The organism is Scytonema hofmannii PCC 7110, from assembly GCF_000346485.2.
GTDB classification, from domain to species: Bacteria; Cyanobacteriota; Cyanobacteriia; order Cyanobacteriales; family Nostocaceae; genus Scytonema; species Scytonema hofmannii.
The window spans coordinates 4,788,101-4,807,274 of record NZ_KQ976354.1; the positions used below are offsets into that span (position 1 = coordinate 4,788,101).

The following is a 19,174-nucleotide window of genomic DNA, read 5'->3' on the forward strand; positions in this document are numbered from 1 at the left end:
TAATTAATAAGATAATTGGTATCTATTTTGTGAAGGCGGCTTAACTTGTAGAACTAGCTACGTACATATGACCCGCTCCTCTGAGGTTAAAACCCTTCTACTAACTTATAGGAAACACTCAAGTTGACTTATGCAGTTAAGAATATCTCTGGAGAAGAAAAAAATCGGTGAAATCTTTGATTGGCAGGCATTTCAAGTTTTTTAATTTTTTTTAGAGATATTTTGGCATCAAAGAGCATCTCCCTCACTGTGGATCAAATGCGAGTATGCTCCTTCGATTTGTTGCAATTCTTCATGGGTTCCCCGTTGTACTACCTTTCCTCCTTCCAAGACAATAATTTCATCGCAGTCGCGAATGGTACTCAGTCGATGTGCCACGATAATGCAGGTACATCCGCGCTGACGCAGTTTTTGGTCAATAATTTTTTCCGTTTCAGTATCTAGGGCGCTAGTGGCTTCATCCATGATGAGGATTGAGGGGTTATTCACTAAAGCACGAGCTATTTCCAAACGCTGTCGCTGACCGCCACTCAAATTATTAGCCCCTTCTAAAAGGATGCTATCATAGCCTCCCGGTAGGGAGAGAATATTATCATGGATGGCTGCATCTTGACAAGCCTGCACTAAATGGCTTTCAGGTACAGTGGTGTCCCAAAGAGTCAGATTGTCCCTGACGCTACCAGCAAATAATAAAATATCTTGCTCTACGAAGGCAACAGAATTCACTAGAACTGGGCGAGGAATTTGATTTCTGGATTTGCCATCAAACTTAATTTCTCCCTGATTGGGTTCGTATAGCCCGCATATAAGTTTGGCAATGGTTGATTTACCAGAACCACTTCCACCTATAAGGGCAACTCGCTGTCCTGGTTTGATTGATAAATTAAAGTTTTCAATCAAAGGAGCACCAATTTGGTTATAGCCAAAGGTGACATTCTCCAAATTGACATACCCCTGCAATTTGGGCATGATTCTAGAGAAAGTTAGGGGTTCAGAGGAAGTTTCTCTTATTTCCTCTTTCAAATGAGGAACTACAGGGTTTTGCAAAACATCATCCAATCGATTTAGGCTACCCTCAACTTCTTGGAGATCTCTGCCAAGGCTAACGAGATTATTCACGGGTTCCATAAAATTTTGCATCAGTCCCTGAAATGCCACTAGCATTCCAATAGTTAGGTTGCCATCCATAACCCGCAACCCACCAACGGCTAAAACTAGCATAGATGTGATTGTCGAGAGGAACGATGGCAAAATTCCCAGTCCCTGATTAGTTATATCTATTTCCTGTCGGGCGTTGGTCGCATTGGCGTAATAGCCCGCCCATCGAGTAAAAAAATCAGACTCTAAACCAGATGCTTTTAACGTTTCCATACTTTGGAGACCGGAAATAGCTACCCCGCCTACTTTTCCTTGCTCCTGCATTAATCTGATATTGGCGTCTACGCGCCACCGAGATACTTGCTGCAATGCTAAAAGATTTACAGCGACAAAGACAATCCCAATTAAGGTCAACACTGCATCATATTGCAGCATGACTATTATATAAAAAATGACCATGACTGCTGCGATCGCAGTTGTGGCTAATTTCCCCGACAGAAGATCGGCTAACTCGTCGTTCAGGCGAATGCGATTGCTGATTTCACCAGCAAATCTTTGAGCATAAAAACTGACAGGTAAACGCAGGATGTGCCAGAGAAATCGGCTAGACATACTTACAGATAACTTAATCTTCATCCGTCGCAAGAACCTTAACTGTAGTAATGTCAACAGTCCATCCAAGATAGTTGTAAGTATCATTCCTAACAAGAGCGGTCGCAGCCAATCTTGCCTATTTTCCACCAAAATATTATCGACAAACACTTGAGAAAATATAGGTGATACCAGTCCGGGAATGACGAGTAAAAATCCGGCAAAAATGCAATAGGCAAGTACCTCACCAGACCCTTGCAGACGTTCCCGCAAAGCTAGGATAATGTTAGGCTTGCTACCACCTTTTTGGAATTGTGGACTTGGTTCTAAAAACAGTATAAGCCCCGTGAAACTCGTGTCAAATTCTTGCCAGGATACTGACCTCGGTCCAGTTCCGGGATCGTTCAAATAAACTCGCTGGTTGCTAAATCCCTCTACCACTAAGAAATGGTTAAAGTTCCAAAAAACGATGTAGGGACATTGCAACTGTCGCAGTCCATCCAAGTCGGCTTTCAAACCCTTGGCATTCAACCCGTAGCTTCTAGCAGCATTAAGGATATTTGAAGCTTTGCTCCCGTCCCGCGATACCCCACAATCTTGACGTAATTGCGCTAGGGGTACAATCCGACCGTAATAACCCAAAATAATTCCCAAAGCAGCCGCACCGCATTCCACCGCTTCCATTTGTAAAACAGTTGGGGTACGACGCCGAATAACCCCTTTTTTGTCATTTGTCATTTGTCATTTGTCATTTGTCATTTGTCATTTAATCCAAAATCTAAAATCTAAAATCCAAAATGGTGTTAATTTACACCAGTTAAAGATTTGAGGAAAGGAAAAACAAAGCTGATAGGCGATCGCTCTTCTACAGTGACTTTTGCTGTAGCGGTGGTTCCAGAAGAAACTTTCATCTGTGGACCCTTGGAAGAAGACCACTTGTATTCGCTGAAAGTTGAACTGTCTGGGTGTAGTTCTGCAAACACTTGGATCTGAGGACTTTGAGACATCAAGCTTTCCACAACCTCTGAATTGCCTACCACACTTAAAACCCCCTCTTTCGTCACGGGGAAGGCAGAAACATCAGTGACAGTAGCCATAATGCCACCAAATCGTTCGCGCTCTACTGTGGAGGGTGTAATTTGTACTTTCATCCCCTTTTGAATCTTCTTACCATCCCCAATAGAAAAGAAGGTGAGACCAGTTAGCTTAGCTGATGGCTCCTCTGCTTGAATGGTGGCAATACGAGTTCCTTGGGTAACAACTTGACCGGGAAATGCAGTCACTTCTAAAACTCGTCCTTCATAAGGACTAATAACTTGGCTGTTTTTCTGTAATTGCACTTCCAATTGGGCAATATTTTGCACGATCTCTTGGATCTGATTTTTTCGGGTTGTTGAAGCTTGGAAATTTTGTTCAACCAGACTTTTTTCTCTAGCAGCCAGCCCTTGCAACTGAGTTTGGAGGTCGTTGATTTGGCTTTGCTTTTCCTGGTACGCCTGTTGTGCCTGTAAAAGCATTTCCTCTGAAATTGCCCCCTGCGCCTTTAGCTTTTTTAGCCGAGCGAGTCTATTTTTCAGAACGATGGCTAAACTTTGAGCTTCGCGGAAATTTTGCTGTAAGCTGAAGCGTTGTTGTACGAGGGCCTTAATTTCCAGTTCGCTTCGTAAAGATTGCAATGAGTTAGCACTGTGATTCTGAGTTTTTAATTCTAATAGCCTAAGACGCTGCTGCTGTAGTTGTTTCTGAAGTTCAGCTTGATCAAAAATTGCCAGTATCTGTCCCTTTTTCACGAATTCCCCTACACGTAAATTCATGGCCATCAATTGTCCGGTAGCAGGTGATTGGAAAGGCATAACCTTACTGGGATAAATTATGACTCCTCGACCTGTAACCGTAATGGGTATGCGACCAACAATACTCCAGATCGCTGCTGTTGCTACCAACGAACCAAGAGCAGTTAACGGCAACCAATTCATCGGATGGATCACCTGCATGACTTGATCCAGGCGTTCGGGAGAAGATGAACTTAAAAGCGCTTTTTTGCGGAAAAGGTTGTTATTTTGAACCATATGACATTATTTTGTCGGAAAAATTAAGTAATTTAGGCAAAGATATTTCTATAAACTGGAGTTTTTTCCAAACTACAGCGATTGTGACGAATTGGTAGAAAAAATCTGGTTATTAAGGGTGTCAAAAGTAACTCTTATGACTCATTTTGAGTAAATATTCTATATTTGAATGTAAAATTATAATCGTTACTGCAATTTTATATCTACCACAGCCAACGCATTTTGTCCATTCATTGCTGATTCTGAGTCATTTTTACTATCAAATTACAGAAATTACTGACAACCTGCATAATTAGCTTGAGTGACTCCCAATAAGCTCAGTAGGGCAAAAAGCCCATAAAACAAGGCAGTGTAGTTATTACACGCGTATCGTGTAATATCACATTATTGTCCAGTAGAGAGAGAAACGAGAAAAACCAAGATGTTGAGTTTTACAAAGTTGGATAATATTCCTGTACTACCAAAGCGCGAGAACAATCCGAACAAATTCTCTACCTACCTCGCGATCTCCAACAGCACTCGTGGAACGACGCTGCAATGGAAATACCAACCTGTTTTGCAACGTAATATAAAGTTATATGAAGCAATGCATGAAGAATTTTCTCAGTTATTGACTCAAAAAGATAAAATTCTCAAAATCGCCTATTTTTGGCGAACAGTAGCGCTAGACGAACCACAATTATTGGCAGATTGGGAGCCAAGAAATAAAACACAACTTGCTTGCGAACATTTAGCAAGTTACTTTGAAGAAAAATGCTATTGGACTGCTAAAGATTTATGTAATGGTGAAAGCGATTCTTGGGAAGAATATTTTTTTATGGCAAGATTGCTAATTTATAATCCGTTAAAATTAAGCGAGATTTTAGCTAAGTATAATAATTCTTACAATGCAAATTTAGAAACATATGTTAGTCAAATATTAATAAATACTGTCAAATTTTCAGCAGAAGTCAATCGATTTTCACGATGGCGATTGCTATATAAAAAGAGTGATAAAGAATTGAAAGAAGCGCTAAAAGTATTGGGAATTGTAGATCCAGAACTTACACAAATTATTTTTTCTAGAAAATATTTTAAACAAGTTTATTTAATGAACAAAGTTAAAAATCCAGCAAGAAGTACAGGGAAAAAATGGGTAGCTCCTGATGAAGAAGATTTTTCAAAATCTGCACAGTGCTATAACGTGGAAAAGGCACTCCCCACAACACCCCATGAAGTATTTGCTAATTCCAGTAATGTCACTGCTAAACAAATTAAAGATTGGATGGAGATTTGCATTAAATCTTTAGAAAATTATCCAAAATCAATTTTACCAAAATTTTCACTTGATGCCTTACAGTCTGATGGATTTGAAGCTAGATCGGAGTCTCAGACTGAGATTGTGAACGTTGAATGGCAAGGAATATTAGCTAACGAAGACATAAGAGATAGCCGAGATTATCTTGTAAAGAAAGTTAACTCAGTTTTATCTGAGAAACTGCAAGCAATGAAACCAGACAATCAGAAAATTTTGCTATTATATTATGGTTTTGGACTCAATCAAAAACAGCTAGCAGCTAGATTGAAAATTAATCAAAGTACAATTTCTCGTTATTTGACAAAATCCACAATCCAATTATTGGAAACTTTAGCAGGGGTTTCTCAATCCCAACAATGGGTTAAACAATATGTAGAAAAATGGCTGTGTAGAGAATATAAAGCTCCCGTACATTCAGATTTAGTTCAAGCAGCTTTGGTATCAGCTATCAAGAAATTAACAAGTGAAGAACGCGAAATTTTCCAGCTTTATTACGGACAAAAAATAGATAAAATTAAAATTGCCGAGCAATTAAATGTTAAGATTGATGAAATAACTAAAAGACTTAACCAAGCCCAAAATCAGTTACAAGAGAATTTAATGCAAGAGATAAATATTTGGATTAAAGAATATTTAGAGAAGTGGTTGAGTAAATACTACCAATCTCTAGTGAAATCAGTTTTAAAAACTGTGTCGAATTCTGGGAATCAAGAAGTGGATATAGAAGAAAAGATTTCCTTGCTGGAGACATACATTCAAAATCAATACTAACTCGTTAAAATGATTTTACGGAGAGGAAAAATGTTAAGTTTATCAGATTTCGTCAATATTGACACTAAACATATTTGGTTACCATTAGAGACAGCCAAACAAGAAGAAGCATGGCGGCTTTCTCAGCATCACTCGAATGCGATCGCAATCTACAATGCATATCTCAATCGCGTCTGCTTGAGTCACTTACTCAATTGGTTTCAGGAGTGGTTGAGAGAAGAATCTACGTTACAACCAGAGGTATTTCCCTCTGAGGAAAATTTACCCAGTCTTTTGGAAATAGTCCATGGTACAGCAATTAAGGTGGGTGAAACCCGTATCGTATTAGTGCCAACGGAAACGTTAGACATAGAAGAATTGCGCGTACCGCAGGAATGGGTAGATATTCACAGTTGGGCGGCTGATTATTACGTTTCCGTACAAGTCAATTTAGATGGCGATGATGGTGATTCTTGGATGCGAGTTGGCGGTTTTGTCACTCACCATCAATTGAAAAACCAAGGGACTTACAATCAAAGCGATCGCACTTATTCTTTACCCATAGAACAGTTATCAGAAAACTTCACCTTACTGTTTGCGACACTGGGGCTGCGTTTGCAAGCAGAAATTCCATCTGAAGTGACTTTGTCAGCAGCAGAAGCCCAAAACTTATTACGAAAATTGAGTCATACGTCGATTTATTCTCCCAGGTTGTTAGATATACCATTTGAGCACTGGGCGGCACTCATTTCTCACGAACAATGGCGACAACAACTGTATAATCAACGTTTAGGTAAAGAGCAAAATACTGTAACCACTACTGAAAGCACAGCAATAATTCGTACAGAATCTCCACTCATGCAAGTGAATCTCAGTCAATGGTTCCAAAAAGTGTTTGCAGCAGGTTGGCAACCTATTAATGAAGTTTTGAATCCACACATAGGAAATTTAGCATTGGATTTCAGAAGTTCTTCTACAAATAAGAAACTAAACGTTCATGGAGTCAAGTTAATTGATTTGGGAATGCAATTAGGAGGAAAATCTTTAGCACTGATGCTTGCGCTTTCCCAGGAAGAGGAGGAAAAAATTGGTATTCTGGTACAAGTTCATCCCACAGGAAATGAAAAATATCTGCCACCAAATCTCAAACTCATACTTTTAGAATCAGAGAGGGTTTTACAAGAAGTTCCATCCAGAAGTCGAGATTGCTACATTCAACTCAACTATTTTAAAGGTTTACGTGGAACCAAGTTTGCTGTCCAACTAACTCTTGGTAATTTTACTATGACAGAATATTTTTCAATTTAAAAAATTAACAAATTCCCGCTTAATTTCATCCTGTTCTCTGCCTTTGACTTCAAAGATGAGCAAGTTAGTTGTTATCAACTTGGAAAAAGGTAACTTAAACGATGGCTGTTCCCCTGTGACTGCACAACTTTGGGAAAATAACAGTTCGCGTCCCATCAAATTTACAGGCGCTTTACCTCCTGCTCCAGAAATTTCCGAACTGTACAAACGCTTTCAACTCATATATCAAGCACTCCATCAACGATTGGTAAGCCGTTCGGGACTCGAGATAGAAGCAACAGGTTTAACTAATGTTAGTGAAGTCGATTTTAGCGAAGTTCAAGAACAGTTAGATGAAGCCATCAATTCTTGGCTAAATTCCGATTTATTTCGTCCAATTGACCAACAATTAAGAGAGCGATTGGCTTTAGACGAAGAATTTCAGATCGTTATTGAAGCCAGCGATCGTCTCTTGCGACGGCTACCTTGGCATTTATGGAGTTTTGTGGAACGTTACCAGTCCTGTGAAGTCGCTGTCAGTACACCAAAATATGAGCGAGTGCAACTATTACCCAAACAAAAAAAGAATAAAGTCAACATTTTGGCAATTTTGGGTAACAGTGAAGGAATTGATGTCCAACAAGATAGAAAGACTCTCGAACAATTACCCCATGCATCAACAGTATTTTTGGTAGAACCTTCACGTCAAGAGTTAGATAAATGGCTTTGGAAAGAACAAGGCTGGGATATTCTGTTTTTTGCAGGACACAGTCACAGTCAAGACGATAAAGGTGAGATACATATCAATCAAACCAGTAGTTTAACGATCGCTGAGTTGAAAAATGCTCTGAAATATGCCATTTCACGCGGTTTAAAAATGGCTATTTTCAATTCCTGCGATGGCTTGGGACTAGCACAACAGTTAACCGCTCTGCAAATTCCCCAAATTATTGTTATGCGGGAAGAAGTACCGGATTTAGTAGCACAAGAGTTTGTGAAACATTTCTTAGGGGCTTTTTCGGGCGGTCAATCTTTCTATTTAGCTGTGCGTTACGCACGCTTAAGATTGCAGGGTTTGGAAGATGAATTCCCTGGTGCTTCTTGGTTACCCGTGATTTGCCAAAATCCAGCAGAAGACCCTTTAACATGGCTTGAGTTACGCGGTAAAACTCACACGGTTCTTTCCCGTAAGTTGACGGTGCGGGCTTTACAAACTGCATTTATGGTGAGTGTCACCATCGCTGGCTTGATTGCAGGGGTGCGATCGCTAGGTTTTATGCAACAATGGGAAATGTCAGCTTTTGACTCAATGATGCGAATGCGACCTGAAGAAGGATTGGATGAACGTCTTTTGGTAGTTACAGTTACAGAAGAAGATATTCAAGCTCAAAAACAAAGACAAAAATCATCACTCTCAGATAGTACATTACAAAAACTATTACAAAAACTAGAACTACACAAACCAAGAGCCATTGGTTTGGATATCTATAGAGATTTCCGGGTAGATTCTCAGTATCCAGATTTAGCAAATCGTTTACGAAAAAACAGCAGCTTTATTGCTATTTGTCAAGTTAGTGGTAGCAAACAACAAGCAGTTGGTATTTCACCACCACCGGAGATTCCAACAACTCGCACGGGTTTTAGTGATGTTGTATTCGATAGCGATTTGGTCGTCCGCCGTCATTTACTATCCATGACACCAGACTCGGAATCACCTTGCAAGTCGCACTACTCCTTCAACTTCCAGTTAGCACGACAATATCTAGCCAAACAAGGGATTAAATTCCGTCTTACTAACGAAGACTACTTGCAAATTGGTAAAGTCGTCTTTCGACCCCTAGATGCTCCCACGGGTGGCTACCAACAATTTCATACAGGGGGACACCAAATACTGCTCAATTATCGCTCTTCACGGCAGATTGCCAGACAAGTCAGTGTTGCACAAGTCTTGAGCGATCGATTAAAACCCGATTGGATCAAAGATAAGATTGTCCTGATTGGCGTTGACTCACAAAGTGCTAAAGACTATTTTCTCACTCCTTATAGTATGGCAACGACCCCCTACCAAGAAATTCCAGGCGTACTGCTGCACGCACACATGGTGAGTCAAATTCTTAGTGCTGTTTTAGATAACCGACCACTTCTGTGGGTTTTACCTGCATGGGGTGAAGTTTTATGGATTTGCGGTTGGTCTTTATTAACAGGAATAGTAACTGCGTACAGTTGGTCACAATTAAAACTTGCAATTTTCATCACTGCTGAATTACTAACTCTTTACAGTTGCTGTTTTATTATCTTGCTGTATGGCTGTTGGATGCCATTCCTTCCCTCTGCATTGGGAGTCTTGGCAACTGTATTGGGTGTGAATATATACGAATCTTTACTCAAAAAAATAACTGTAAATAATTGAGAATTTAATTATGATTGGAAGAAAATTTACTTTAGCAAATTTAGCAAAAAATGTGTTATTGTTGATTATTATATTAGTAATAATTAATTTCACTCAATTATTAGTACAATCTCAGCAATCAAACACCGCCAAAATACGTTTTGTTCAGCCTGCTTTAGAAAGGTACCCAGACAATCGTGGCGCACCGAGAGACAGAAAAGGTGCAGGAACGCGGGGTGATTGTCCGGCTGCGAACAAACGTCTCACCGCTTTGGTACCTTTGGTGTCAACAACCGCAAATCAGAAGCAAGCTGCAACACAATATGTTTTGAGCTTAACCGCAGCAGAACATCCAACTTTTTGGTTTTACGTTCCCTATGTACCTAAGAACATTAACTCAGTAAAGTTTGTCTTGCTCAATGAAAAGAATAACTCTGTCACCAAAGAACCAATTGCGATCGCTCCACCCAATACACCAGGAATCATCAGCGTTAGTCTTCCCACAACAGAGAAACCCCTCGTAGTTGGACAATATTATCACTGGTATCTCTTAATTGATTGTAACCCCCAAAGCCGTTCGGAAGATATAGCAGTTGAAGGCTTAGTGCAACGCATCCCCCTTAACCAAGATTTAGCTCGTCGTCTACAAGCAGCAACCTCACGTCAAAGAGTCGCCCTTTATGCTCAAGCAGGGATATGGCAAGATGCGATAACAACTTTAGGAGAACTCAGGCGTGCTAAACCCCAAGATCCAGCGTTGGCGGCTGATTGGAAAGATTTGTTGGAGTCTGTAGGGTTGGAAGAAGTTGCTACAGAACCTTTGGCAAGCCTTTATAAAGTCAATCTTAAATCGCCAACATCATATATTACGTAGGTTGGGTTGAGGAACGAAACCCAACATTGAATCGAATTGTTAGGTTTGGTTTACTAGTGGAGAGGTATTAATAAGATGAGTGATTATTTAAGCCTTAATTATCAAGAGTTGAAGCAATACGTCAAAGCCAATCCCCAGGATGAAGAAGCTTTCCAACACTTTCTAACATTGATGAGAGCAAAGCCTGGAGTAGTGGTAAGCACTCCATAGAAGAAGCTTTCAAATTTTGTTTTAAGGTTATTTTTCCCTCGCCTTAAAAAAGAGGGAAGATTGGAGGGAGAGGCCTGCTGAACTCACGTTATACTTAACTCTTACAGACTGATATTTAGATATCCGGATTTTTTATACCTATTTTTCTAAAATCTTCAAGAAAGGAAAGGCGTTTGAAGTAATCAAGGGATTCTTGTGGAAGTTTGAGGAGAGAGAGTCTATCCCATTTTCGTTGAGCGTAATCGCTACTGAGGCGTTCAATTGCTTCATATTGCTTGGCAAGTATCTTTTTTAAAATCTGGCTTTGGGAGTAGAAATAATGAATTTTATGATAACTCAGCAGTAAGTTTTGTAATATGTTATAAACTGTATTGGCTTGGTTCTCTACTTGCTCGTCTTTATAAAGAAAAACACAGGTGAGTTTTTTTGATTCGATGAAATCTTCACCTACCTGGTTGAGTGTGACTGTTTGGGGATAAACATAAAAAGGACAATCTAAAAATTCATTAACGATGAGTTCCTTGGTTGAAATAGTTTTGCTGTAGTAATGACTTAAGCATTCTGCGGCGATCGCATCTGTTGATTGAGATTGAGATGTAAGAATCCCTGCTAAAATGACTGTTTGTCCGAGTTCAACATCAAGGTGGTTCAGGTGTTCGCCGAGATTGGCAAATAATTCAAGGGATTGCTCTCCTTGTACTGAAGGAACATATCTGGTGAGACGGAGAAAGTAGGTATCATTGAACCATACAGACCGTTAGAACTCAAATACCAACTTTTGACCCAAAACTGGTAAAATAACCAAGGTTGGTGATGCCGCTCATCACCACCACGAGAAATTAATACTTTGAGCCATCAGGTCAACGTTTTGGCTCTTTCGTTGAATGCTCTAATCAACTCAATTTGTAATTGAACATAATTTTGAACCATATTTTGACTCTTTTAAACTATATCTGATGCAGAATTCAGTTCTGGGGCTTTCTCTTCATCGTCCAAAAGCGTAAGTTGCTTTTTGAGATGTTAACTTCTGTAACTACTGCGAAACCATGCTTGTGGTAGAAACGTACATTCTTCTCAGTAAACGTTTCAAGGTAACAAGGCAAACCTTCAACATCCGCCTGTTTTAGTATCGGCTGTAGAAGTGAACTGCCTATACCTTGGTTTTGATAAACAGGATCTACACCGAGAAGAGACAAGTACCAGTGCTTCTCTGGCATATTAAGTTTATGATGCTTTTCTATATTGTTTAGTAATTTGATTACCCGCTTTACCGCACTGAAACCAAGCTGAAAGGGTAATACATACATACCTATTTTAATCATGGGTATAAAGCTTAAAGAAAAAGCATCTGAAGGTATCCAAATGGCAACACCTTTCAAGCTATTATCAGTTGTATAAACATGACCAAAAGCAAGACCATAGCGTACTGTAAGGGTACAGAGCCATCCTACTAGACGTTCTCTTCTGTTACCTTCTTCAAGGATTATATAAGTGTAGGCAGGATCATTATAGAATGCCCTTCCAAGTAAGTGGTTTGCCTCATTAATCTGAGATTTATCAAAGTGAATTATTTTGCTCTCCATTATTTAATAGACCAGCCGTTTTTCATAACCCTTACCAGTTCCTGATTTGAATTGGGGAATGTCATTGACAAAATTACCGTATAATCTGGTTTTCAAGTACCTATGTTCTGGATAGACGAATAGAGCGATCGCTTCTGGTTGCGATCGCTCTTTCCAACACCATCAGACCAAACCCTTATTATTTCGTGAAATTTCAAAAATTTTCAGTCTACTGGTATTGCATCTACACCTACTACTTGCTAAAATTTTAAACTTAATTCAATATGCCCTTTTTGTTGAAGTTCGTTTAAAACATCAGAGGGAATATTAATTACTCGTTTCACTTCAGCATCAACAGGTATTACAAAAGTTTTATTATCTCTCTCAGTGTAAGTCCGAATTTCCATGAAGTTCCGTTCATCATCCAAGATGAGATGGCTGCCAAGAACTATATCACCTCTGGCTTTCATATCTTCTTGTATCCGTCTTACATCTTCGTCGATTCGCTCAAAATCCAACAATCCTTCTTGAACACAGACTAACTTAGAAGTTTTTAACTTAAAAGTTTCTTGTAACTCCTCCTTAACTGCGTTTGCGAGTTTGTTTGAAATGCTCGTAAGATTGTTGGATAGCTTACTAAACTTATCTTGAAGGGATTCTTGTGCATTCATAACAAATTATATTTTAAGTTGCTGTTGCGTAAGTTTTAATCTCGCTTTTTGCTCAAGTTGAGCCTTAATTTCATCAGGAATTTGTGAGTGAGGAATCAATTCTTCTCTGTATTCAGGTCTTATCTCACCAGTGTAAATGTTTTTAACATAAACCACTATTTGCTTATAAATCTGACGAAATCCTTTTTTTACCAGCTCAACCAAAGGATCTGATGTAACTTCAATTGCTATGTTGATGCTATCAAGGATCAAGCCAAGCATTCGATCGACCCATTGCTTTATTTGCTTCCAAAAATGACGAACAGCAACTCCAGCCAAAAAGCCCACTGCTACATAATAAATTAGTTCCGCAGACATAAACTTCCTCCTTCGTAATGTTTTTCTCAGATCAATTCATAGTAGTTTCGACTAAAACCGGAGTTCTATTGTGTCTTTGTTTTACTTCTTTGTACCGAGCAATTTCTTCTTTGACTAAAGGCTCATCAATACTCTGTACCTTTCCAGTCAGCAATGCCAAACCTAACTTGATAGTGATATTTCTGATATCACCACCACAAAGACCATCGCTAATTTTTGCCAAATCCTCATAACTTACTTCCTTGGGTACATTTTCCGATAAGTGAAATCTCCACAGATACTCTCTCATTTCTAAATCTGGAGCTAAAAACTCTATATTGAAAAGAATTCTTCTCAAAAAAGCCTCATCATAGTTATCAAAAAGATTTGTGGCAAACACAATAATCCCGTTGAATTTATCTAAGTGAGTGAGCAAGGTACTCTTTGCTGAGTTCACACCATGATCGGCTGCTAGTGATGGGTTGGAGATTCTTTTACCAAGGACAGCATCAGCTTCATCAAAGAATAGTAGGCTTTTTGTCTCTTCTGCTGTTTTGAAAACTGATGTTAAGTTATCAGATGTTCCTCCTACAAAAGAAGATTCAAGCTCACCATAGTTGGCTTTAATGATTGACACGCCAAGTTTATGAGCAATTGCTTCAGCCGTTATACTTTTACCCGTACCTGGTATGCCAAAAAAGTTAATGCTCAAAGCACTTCCTGTTTTCAGGAACCGATTAAATTCCCAATCAATCAAAAGTTTATCTTTGTGTTGTATGTAAGCAACCATCTGGTTAATTTGGTCAAGCGTACTTTTGGATAGCACTACTTCTTCCAGAGTCCACTTCGGCTGCTCTATTAAAATCTGTACTTTCTCTTGCTTGTTCGATCTATCTTTGACGATTTCATACTCCATGTTAATACCTTGTATTCTTTTACATTGCCATGCTACACGGGTACTGAGTTAGGTCGAGGGAGAGTATTAGAGGTTGAGCCGAGATGCGTGTTTTTTCCAGCAAGATGACCCCAAAAGGCTTGATTTCTCGTTACCAAACACGGCTTTTTTGACCTGACTGTAACAAATTATCAAACTCATATAGGACAATAGTTTTCAGACCATCTTGCAGGTTTTTACATGAATCTCGGTTTCATGCCCATAAGGTTTACCTCATCAGGGATCAACTGATGGAGGGGTATTGCAACAATTCACAAATGGTGCATTATTATAAATTGTTGCAATACCCGTGGGAAGATGACTAGTATTTTGGGAATAAATAGCAGTCACCGTAACCTCTCAATCAGCTTGTTCCCATTCTCACAGTCTGATGCTTACACTTGGGTATAGATAAAGCTTTGAAAAAAGCTGACTTTTGTATAGGTTTAGTATAACTTTGGCTTTAAACTCAATATAGGTATAGCTTTAAGGGGATATGACGAAATACGTGCAAAATTACCCACGTTGTAAACTTTTGTAACGCAGAGTCTCAAAACCCTTGATTATTCGATGTTGAAACATCCAACTTCAGTGCAAAACATTCCCTAAAACAATCATTATTTTGAGGTGAATGGCTACAGCATAGACTCAATGCTGATTAACGATCTATTGAAACAGTGTTTAGTAGTATTACTTGTGTCTTTCCAAAGTCGATTCATGCCTGTACTTACGAGGGGTTTTTACTGAAGCTGCAAGCATTTATTTTTGCATTTACTCTTCAGCAGGCATTCATTGAATGAGTTAAATGTAATACTAAAGCCTAGTTCGGCGCTTGTACTTTCGGATTTCACCAAAGTGGTGGAAGCGCGACCCGCTTCCACCACTTTGAAGTGCGCGATCGCATTCAGTAGTAAATTCGTATTTCATAACCCGCAACTTGAGTTAATATTTGAGGAGCATCTCAATTTTGTAAAAAATCTGGGGCAGAAATCTGTAAAACTTCCATTTGAATTGGAAGTTTAGTTTGTTCCTTTAAAAGTCAGATGCTATGACTGTTTAACCATGCCTAGAAACTCGCTCAAAGCCTGCAAATCAGGTATCAGTAAAGCAAAAATAGCTTTAATTAATAAAGATTGGACACAGGCTGAACTAGCACAACAGGCTGGGATACTTACTCGTCAGCCAGTGGTAAACTTCTTTGCAGGCAGAGGAGTAGCACAAGAAAATTTTCTTAAAATTTGCAAACTACTGGATCTAGATTGGCGAGAAATCGCTGATATAGACAAAAATTTAACTAATTCAGTTACTGTATTAGAGGAAGCTAATGCCAGTATTGATACTTTAGTGGAAGAGGTACGTAAAAAGATAAAGCCGTATATTCAAGAACGTTGTAGTTCAATGCGGGTGCTGGATATGAACCAGCCTATTACATTAGATAATATTTACACTTGTGTCAATATTTTGGAGAAAATCACTGGACTCCGACGGGTAGAGATTGCGGATCTGTTAAATAACTTTGATCCAGAGAAATTCGACCGTCTTAGACTCAGCGGCGTAACTGAGGAGCGAGTGCCAGGGATCCAAGCAGTGCAACAGTATAGTAAGTTGATAGTATTTGGTAAACCGGGAGCAGGAAAGACTACATTTTTAAAATATCTGGCAATTCAGTGTATCGATGATCGTGTTCAGAAGAATCGCTTCCCAGTTTTTATTATACTGAAAGATTTTGCAGAAAAACCCGAACAGCCGAGCATTCTGGAGTATATTACCCACCAGTTATCTATTTGTAAGTTAACAGATGCCAGCATAAAAGTAGAGCAACTGTTAGAACAGGGGAGGGTATTGATCTTGCTAGACGGGCTAGATGAAGTAGGAGAAAAGGATACGAAGAGGGTTTTAAAGCAAATTCAAGATTTTTCCAACCAGTTTTATACTAATCACTTTGTCATCACTTGTCGTATTGCTGCTAAGGAATACACGTTTGAAAAGTTCACCGAAGTAGAAATTGCAGATTTTAACGAAGACCAAATTGCCACTTTTACTCAAAACTGGTTTCAGTTAAGTGATCCAGTTAAAGGTGAGCGTTTCATCCAAAAACTGAAAGAAAACAAGCCAATTCAAGAATTGGCAACTAATCCCCTACTATTAACTTTGTTTTGTTTGGTATTTGGCGAAGCTGGAAAATTTCCAGACCATCGTTCCGAACTTTACACCGAAGGCATAAATATATTGCTGAAAAAATGGGATGTCAACCGGAACATTGAGCGAGATCAGGTCTATAAAAATCTATCCTTGCAGCGTAAGAAAGACTTGCTGAGCTACATTGCTCTAACCACTTTTGAGCAGAAGGACTATTTTTTTAAGCAAAAGACCCTTGAAGGATACATTACTAACTTCATCTCCAACTTCCGCGATGCTTGTACTGAAACGAAAGAATTAGAACTAAACAGCGAAGCCATTTTGAAGTCGATTGAAGCGCAGCATGGGCTATTAGTAGAACGGGCTAAGGGCATTTTTTCATTCTCCCATCTTACATTTCATGAGTATTTCACAGCGAAAAAGATTGTTACTATTACTGACTCAGAGGAATTAGAAAATACTTTACAAAATTTAGCTAACCGTATTACCAAAAAACGCTGGCGGGAAATCTTTTTGTTGACATCAGAGATGTTGGCAAGTCCAGATTATTTGTTGCGCTGCATGAAACAACAAGTCGATGCACTTCTATCAACTGATGAAGATCTACTGCGCTTTCACTTGTGGGCTGATGAAAAATCTTGTTCTGTAAAAGCGCCCTATAAACCCGCCGCAATTCGAGCCTTCTACTGCAACGTTGTCCACGATCTCAACTATGAGCTTGCCTACGACCTGGCCTCCGACGGCGAGGGTGAAGTCGCCGTCGCCTTCATTCATACCCTTGCCTACGACCCTAACATCGACCTTGACCTCGACCTCAAACGCGCTATCGCCTTTGCCGAGCTCCTCAATCTCAACAACGAGTCCAACCGTGCTCTTGCTTTTGCCCAGCTCTTCAACTGCGACCGCGACATCAACAACTACAATGCCTTCGTCCGTGCTCTCGACTTTGACCTTGCCCTGGACCTCGTCCTTGTCCGTGTCCTTGATATCTCCAGTCACTACATCAGCGAGTTTGACATCACCAGCAACTACGCCAGTAACCTCGACCACACATTGCAGTATACGCTGCTACAACTCAAAAACCAACTTCCCGACCTAGAGAGCGATTCAGAAGAGTACAAGCAATGGTGGCAGAAAAATGGTCAAGCTTGGACTGAACAACTCAAAACCGCAATGATTTTACATCGCAATATTGGTTCTAACTGGCAGCTTAGCAACTCCCAAAAGGATCTTTTGAAGCAGTACTACGACGTTAATAAGTTGTTGGTTGATTGCCTTAATAGCGATTGTAAAGTGAGCCACGAATTAAGGCAAGAGATTGAAAATACATTACTATTGCCAAGTAGCGGTATGCTGAAGTAAGTTGCAGATAGAACGCTTTGTGAAAATTTTTAACGCCGATACTCAAAACCCTTGACTTAAGATTGTTTCAATACGGAAGGAGGAGAGGGTTCTTGAGTCTTAACAGTCCTGTTGCAGCTTATACACAGGTACACAACAGACATATACATCCCAAAGACTAATCAATTGACTTTGAGCACCAACGATATGATTGCTTTTAGCTTGTCAGCCCCAATATCCTAATCTTCATCATTGTTAGTTACAGATATATTCATGACTACCTGATTTTCTGAAGGATGTTTATAATGAGGCTGGTTAATTGGGGGACATAAATAATCAAAGGAGCTATCAGTATGCTCCAATTGCATATTACGGGGTGCATTTAAAGCTATAACAGCATCTCCAATTTTTTCACATCTTTTACAGTCACAAGCTGTTGCACCCGTTGCTAATATTTCTTTCAGATTATTAGCAATATTAAGAAATCCTCTGGTGTTTGTATTTCGTGGTAGTTTTTTGGCTATTTCAACTAATTTATCTACTTCTGAAGGATGCTGCTTTAAAAGAAACTGCTCTATTTGACATTTACTTCGGCAGGTTTTAACATCTCCAAATTCCGAAACAAATTTTCTCAAACCAGGTACAGGGTTTTTTAAATCAACATTAAGTGATACAAGAGCGCGAGCGCAGGCTGTAGAATCCTTTGTTTCCTTAAATTTTGTTCTCAACAACAACTCAAAACGCTTGATATAGCTTGCTAAAAGGTAGAGAGCTTTTTCTTTATTTTGAGGATTGTCAAGATGAAATTGATAATCACTAAAAAATTGAGGGATAAACTGCAAAACAGCCTTAAGTTCGCTGCCTTTAAATCTATTGCTCCATAGACTAATGGCATCTCCTATAGTATTAATAGCATCGAAACGTAAAATAAAATAAAAAGAAATTAAATTAATTAGATAACTCCGTTTTATTTCCATCTGAATATAGGTGGAAATATAAAGCTGTTGGTTGCCAATGAGAGCATTTAAATAATTTTGGTAGATTTGTGTAGCCAGTAATAATGAACGAACAACTGAGGTATCTAAAAAACGCTCCTTATCTTGTCTTTCTTCAATTAATTTATCTGACATAATCTTTAGAACTCTAACTCTTCTTGAGAGTTGTCGTCAAAATTGATGCTAAAAGGTAGGGTATTAAAACCTAGCTTTTCTAAAGCTATAATTGAGTTTTCAACTTCTGTATTATCAATTTTTCCCCGAGCGACTAAAGATAAGAATAAATTATAAGCACCTTGATACTGTTCTGCCGTATAATCAAGCCAGCGATTTTGATGTGCTAATGCATCATGTAGCGCTACCACTACTTCTGTATATGGGTCACCCATACATTTATCAACCATCTCACGCATTTTCCGTATTATGCTGTCCGCAAAAACTGCAGAATAAGGCTCTCCTGCACATCTTGATAGTTCTTCTAAATCTGATAACAAAGATTTGGTAATTTGTGCTGCACTAACTTCTAATACCTTTTGTTCTGTATTCATAGTATATTACTCCTTAAATATATATAATCAGAAAATTCCTTTTTTGTCGATGCCTTGGAGTTGCTGGCACGCAGCGGTAAGCA

At 39.1% G+C, this 19,174-nt stretch carries 14 protein-coding genes and 1 pseudogene; 7 read left to right on the top strand and 8 right to left on the bottom strand.

The annotated features are described in order from the left end of the window. Positions 1–228: 228 nt before the first annotated feature. Positions 229–2,427 carry an NHLP family bacteriocin export ABC transporter peptidase/permease/ATPase subunit gene (locus WA1_RS19955; protein ID WP_017741785.1) on the bottom strand — a complete coding sequence of 733 codons (2,199 nt, stop codon included), beginning with the start codon at positions 2,425–2,427 and terminating at the stop codon, positions 229–231. A gap of 65 nt (positions 2,428–2,492) precedes the next feature. After that, positions 2,493–3,758, bottom strand: coding sequence for an NHLP bacteriocin system secretion protein (locus tag WA1_RS19960; RefSeq protein WP_017741784.1), 1,266 nt, complete (start codon positions 3,756–3,758; stop codon positions 2,493–2,495). Positions 3,759–4,314: 556 nt separating this feature from the next. On the opposite strand from WA1_RS19960, the gene WA1_RS19965 reads away from it, so the two are divergent. The 5 genes from WA1_RS19965 (at position 4,315) to WA1_RS59995 (ending at position 10,565) form a co-directional block, all read left to right on the top strand. Further along, positions 4,315–5,826: a sigma-70 family RNA polymerase sigma factor gene (locus WA1_RS19965; RefSeq protein WP_201789106.1), complete on the top strand. Its 1,512-nt coding sequence runs from the start codon at positions 4,315–4,317 to the stop codon at positions 5,824–5,826. Positions 5,827–5,856: 30 nt separating this feature from the next. Further along, positions 5,857–7,113: a DUF1822 family protein gene (locus WA1_RS19970; RefSeq protein ID WP_158516664.1), complete on the top strand. Its 1,257-nt coding sequence runs from the start codon at positions 5,857–5,859 to the stop codon at positions 7,111–7,113. Positions 7,114–7,168: 55 nt separating this feature from the next. Then, a complete protein-coding gene (locus WA1_RS19975; RefSeq protein ID WP_017741781.1) occupies positions 7,169–9,502 on the top strand; it encodes a CHASE2 domain-containing protein in 2,334 nt (777 codons plus the stop codon). 10 nt (positions 9,503–9,512) lie between these two features. Beyond that, positions 9,513–10,355, top strand: coding sequence for a DUF928 domain-containing protein (locus WA1_RS19980; protein WP_017741780.1), 843 nt, complete (start codon positions 9,513–9,515; stop codon positions 10,353–10,355). A 75-nt stretch (positions 10,356–10,430) separates the two neighbouring features. Further along, positions 10,431–10,565 (top strand): DUF6887 family protein, encoded by a 135-nt coding sequence (locus WA1_RS59995; RefSeq protein WP_017741779.1) that lies wholly within the window; start codon positions 10,431–10,433, stop codon positions 10,563–10,565. Positions 10,566–11,530: 965 nt separating this feature from the next. On the opposite strand, the gene WA1_RS19985 is transcribed toward WA1_RS59995, so the two are convergent. From WA1_RS19985 to WA1_RS20000, 4 genes are all read right to left on the bottom strand, one after another. Beyond that, positions 11,531–12,148 carry a GNAT family N-acetyltransferase gene (locus tag WA1_RS19985; protein WP_017741778.1) on the bottom strand — a complete coding sequence of 206 codons (618 nt, stop codon included), beginning with the start codon at positions 12,146–12,148 and terminating at the stop codon, positions 11,531–11,533. 239 nt (positions 12,149–12,387) lie between these two features. After that, on the bottom strand, positions 12,388–12,798 hold the full coding sequence (locus WA1_RS19990) for a hypothetical protein (RefSeq protein ID WP_017741777.1): 411 nt from the start codon (positions 12,796–12,798) through the stop codon (positions 12,388–12,390). 6 nt (positions 12,799–12,804) lie between these two features. Further along, on the bottom strand, positions 12,805–13,155 hold the full coding sequence (locus WA1_RS19995) for a hypothetical protein (protein WP_017741776.1): 351 nt from the start codon (positions 13,153–13,155) through the stop codon (positions 12,805–12,807). A 31-nt stretch (positions 13,156–13,186) separates the two neighbouring features. Beyond that, complete coding sequence (locus tag WA1_RS20000; RefSeq protein ID WP_017741775.1) at positions 13,187–14,050, bottom strand: ATP-binding protein; 864 nt, start codon at positions 14,048–14,050, stop codon at positions 13,187–13,189. A gap of 686 nt (positions 14,051–14,736) precedes the next feature. Between WA1_RS20000 and WA1_RS61750 the strand changes: the two are divergent. Both WA1_RS61750 and WA1_RS20010 read left to right on the top strand, forming a co-directional pair. Beyond that, positions 14,737–14,868 (top strand): annotated as a pseudogene (locus WA1_RS61750) (IS982 family transposase); the annotation flags it as partial. 262 nt (positions 14,869–15,130) lie between these two features. Further along, positions 15,131–17,569: an NACHT domain-containing protein gene (locus WA1_RS20010; protein WP_017741773.1), complete on the top strand. Its 2,439-nt coding sequence runs from the start codon at positions 15,131–15,133 to the stop codon at positions 17,567–17,569. A gap of 218 nt (positions 17,570–17,787) precedes the next feature. Here the strand turns inward: WA1_RS20010 and WA1_RS20015 are convergent, their stop codons facing one another. Continuing rightward, entirely contained in the window at positions 17,788–18,678 is an 891-nt protein-coding gene (locus tag WA1_RS20015) for a hypothetical protein (protein ID WP_017741772.1), read from the bottom strand. A gap of 5 nt (positions 18,679–18,683) precedes the next feature. Continuing rightward, on the bottom strand, positions 18,684–19,091 hold the full coding sequence (locus WA1_RS20020) for a hypothetical protein (protein WP_017741771.1): 408 nt from the start codon (positions 19,089–19,091) through the stop codon (positions 18,684–18,686). Positions 19,092–19,174: the final 83 nt, after the last annotated feature.

What these genes read in the sequence shown, in the direction of transcription:
- WA1_RS19955 (WP_017741785.1), bottom strand. Translation starts at nt 2,427, where the DNA reads ATGACAAATGACAAAAAAGGGGTTATTCGGCGTCGTACCCCAACTGTT.
- WA1_RS19960 (WP_017741784.1), bottom strand. Translation starts at nt 3,758, where the DNA reads ATGGTTCAAAATAACAACCTTTTCCGCAAAAAAGCGCTTTTAAGTTCA.
- WA1_RS19970 (WP_158516664.1), top strand. Translation starts at nt 5,857, where the DNA reads ATGTTAAGTTTATCAGATTTCGTCAATATTGACACTAAACATATTTGG.
- WA1_RS19975 (WP_017741781.1), top strand. Translation starts at nt 7,169, where the DNA reads ATGAGCAAGTTAGTTGTTATCAACTTGGAAAAAGGTAACTTAAACGAT.
- WA1_RS19980 (WP_017741780.1), top strand. Translation starts at nt 9,513, where the DNA reads ATGATTGGAAGAAAATTTACTTTAGCAAATTTAGCAAAAAATGTGTTA.
- WA1_RS59995 (WP_017741779.1), top strand. Translation starts at nt 10,431, where the DNA reads ATGAGTGATTATTTAAGCCTTAATTATCAAGAGTTGAAGCAATACGTC.
- WA1_RS19985 (WP_017741778.1), bottom strand. Translation starts at nt 12,148, where the DNA reads ATGGAGAGCAAAATAATTCACTTTGATAAATCTCAGATTAATGAGGCA.
- WA1_RS19990 (WP_017741777.1), bottom strand. Translation starts at nt 12,798, where the DNA reads ATGAATGCACAAGAATCCCTTCAAGATAAGTTTAGTAAGCTATCCAAC.
- WA1_RS19995 (WP_017741776.1), bottom strand. Translation starts at nt 13,155, where the DNA reads ATGTCTGCGGAACTAATTTATTATGTAGCAGTGGGCTTTTTGGCTGGA.
- WA1_RS20000 (WP_017741775.1), bottom strand. Translation starts at nt 14,050, where the DNA reads ATGGAGTATGAAATCGTCAAAGATAGATCGAACAAGCAAGAGAAAGTA.
- WA1_RS20010 (WP_017741773.1), top strand. Translation starts at nt 15,131, where the DNA reads ATGCCTAGAAACTCGCTCAAAGCCTGCAAATCAGGTATCAGTAAAGCA.
- WA1_RS20015 (WP_017741772.1), bottom strand. Translation starts at nt 18,678, where the DNA reads ATGTCAGATAAATTAATTGAAGAAAGACAAGATAAGGAGCGTTTTTTA.
- WA1_RS20020 (WP_017741771.1), bottom strand. Translation starts at nt 19,091, where the DNA reads ATGAATACAGAACAAAAGGTATTAGAAGTTAGTGCAGCACAAATTACC.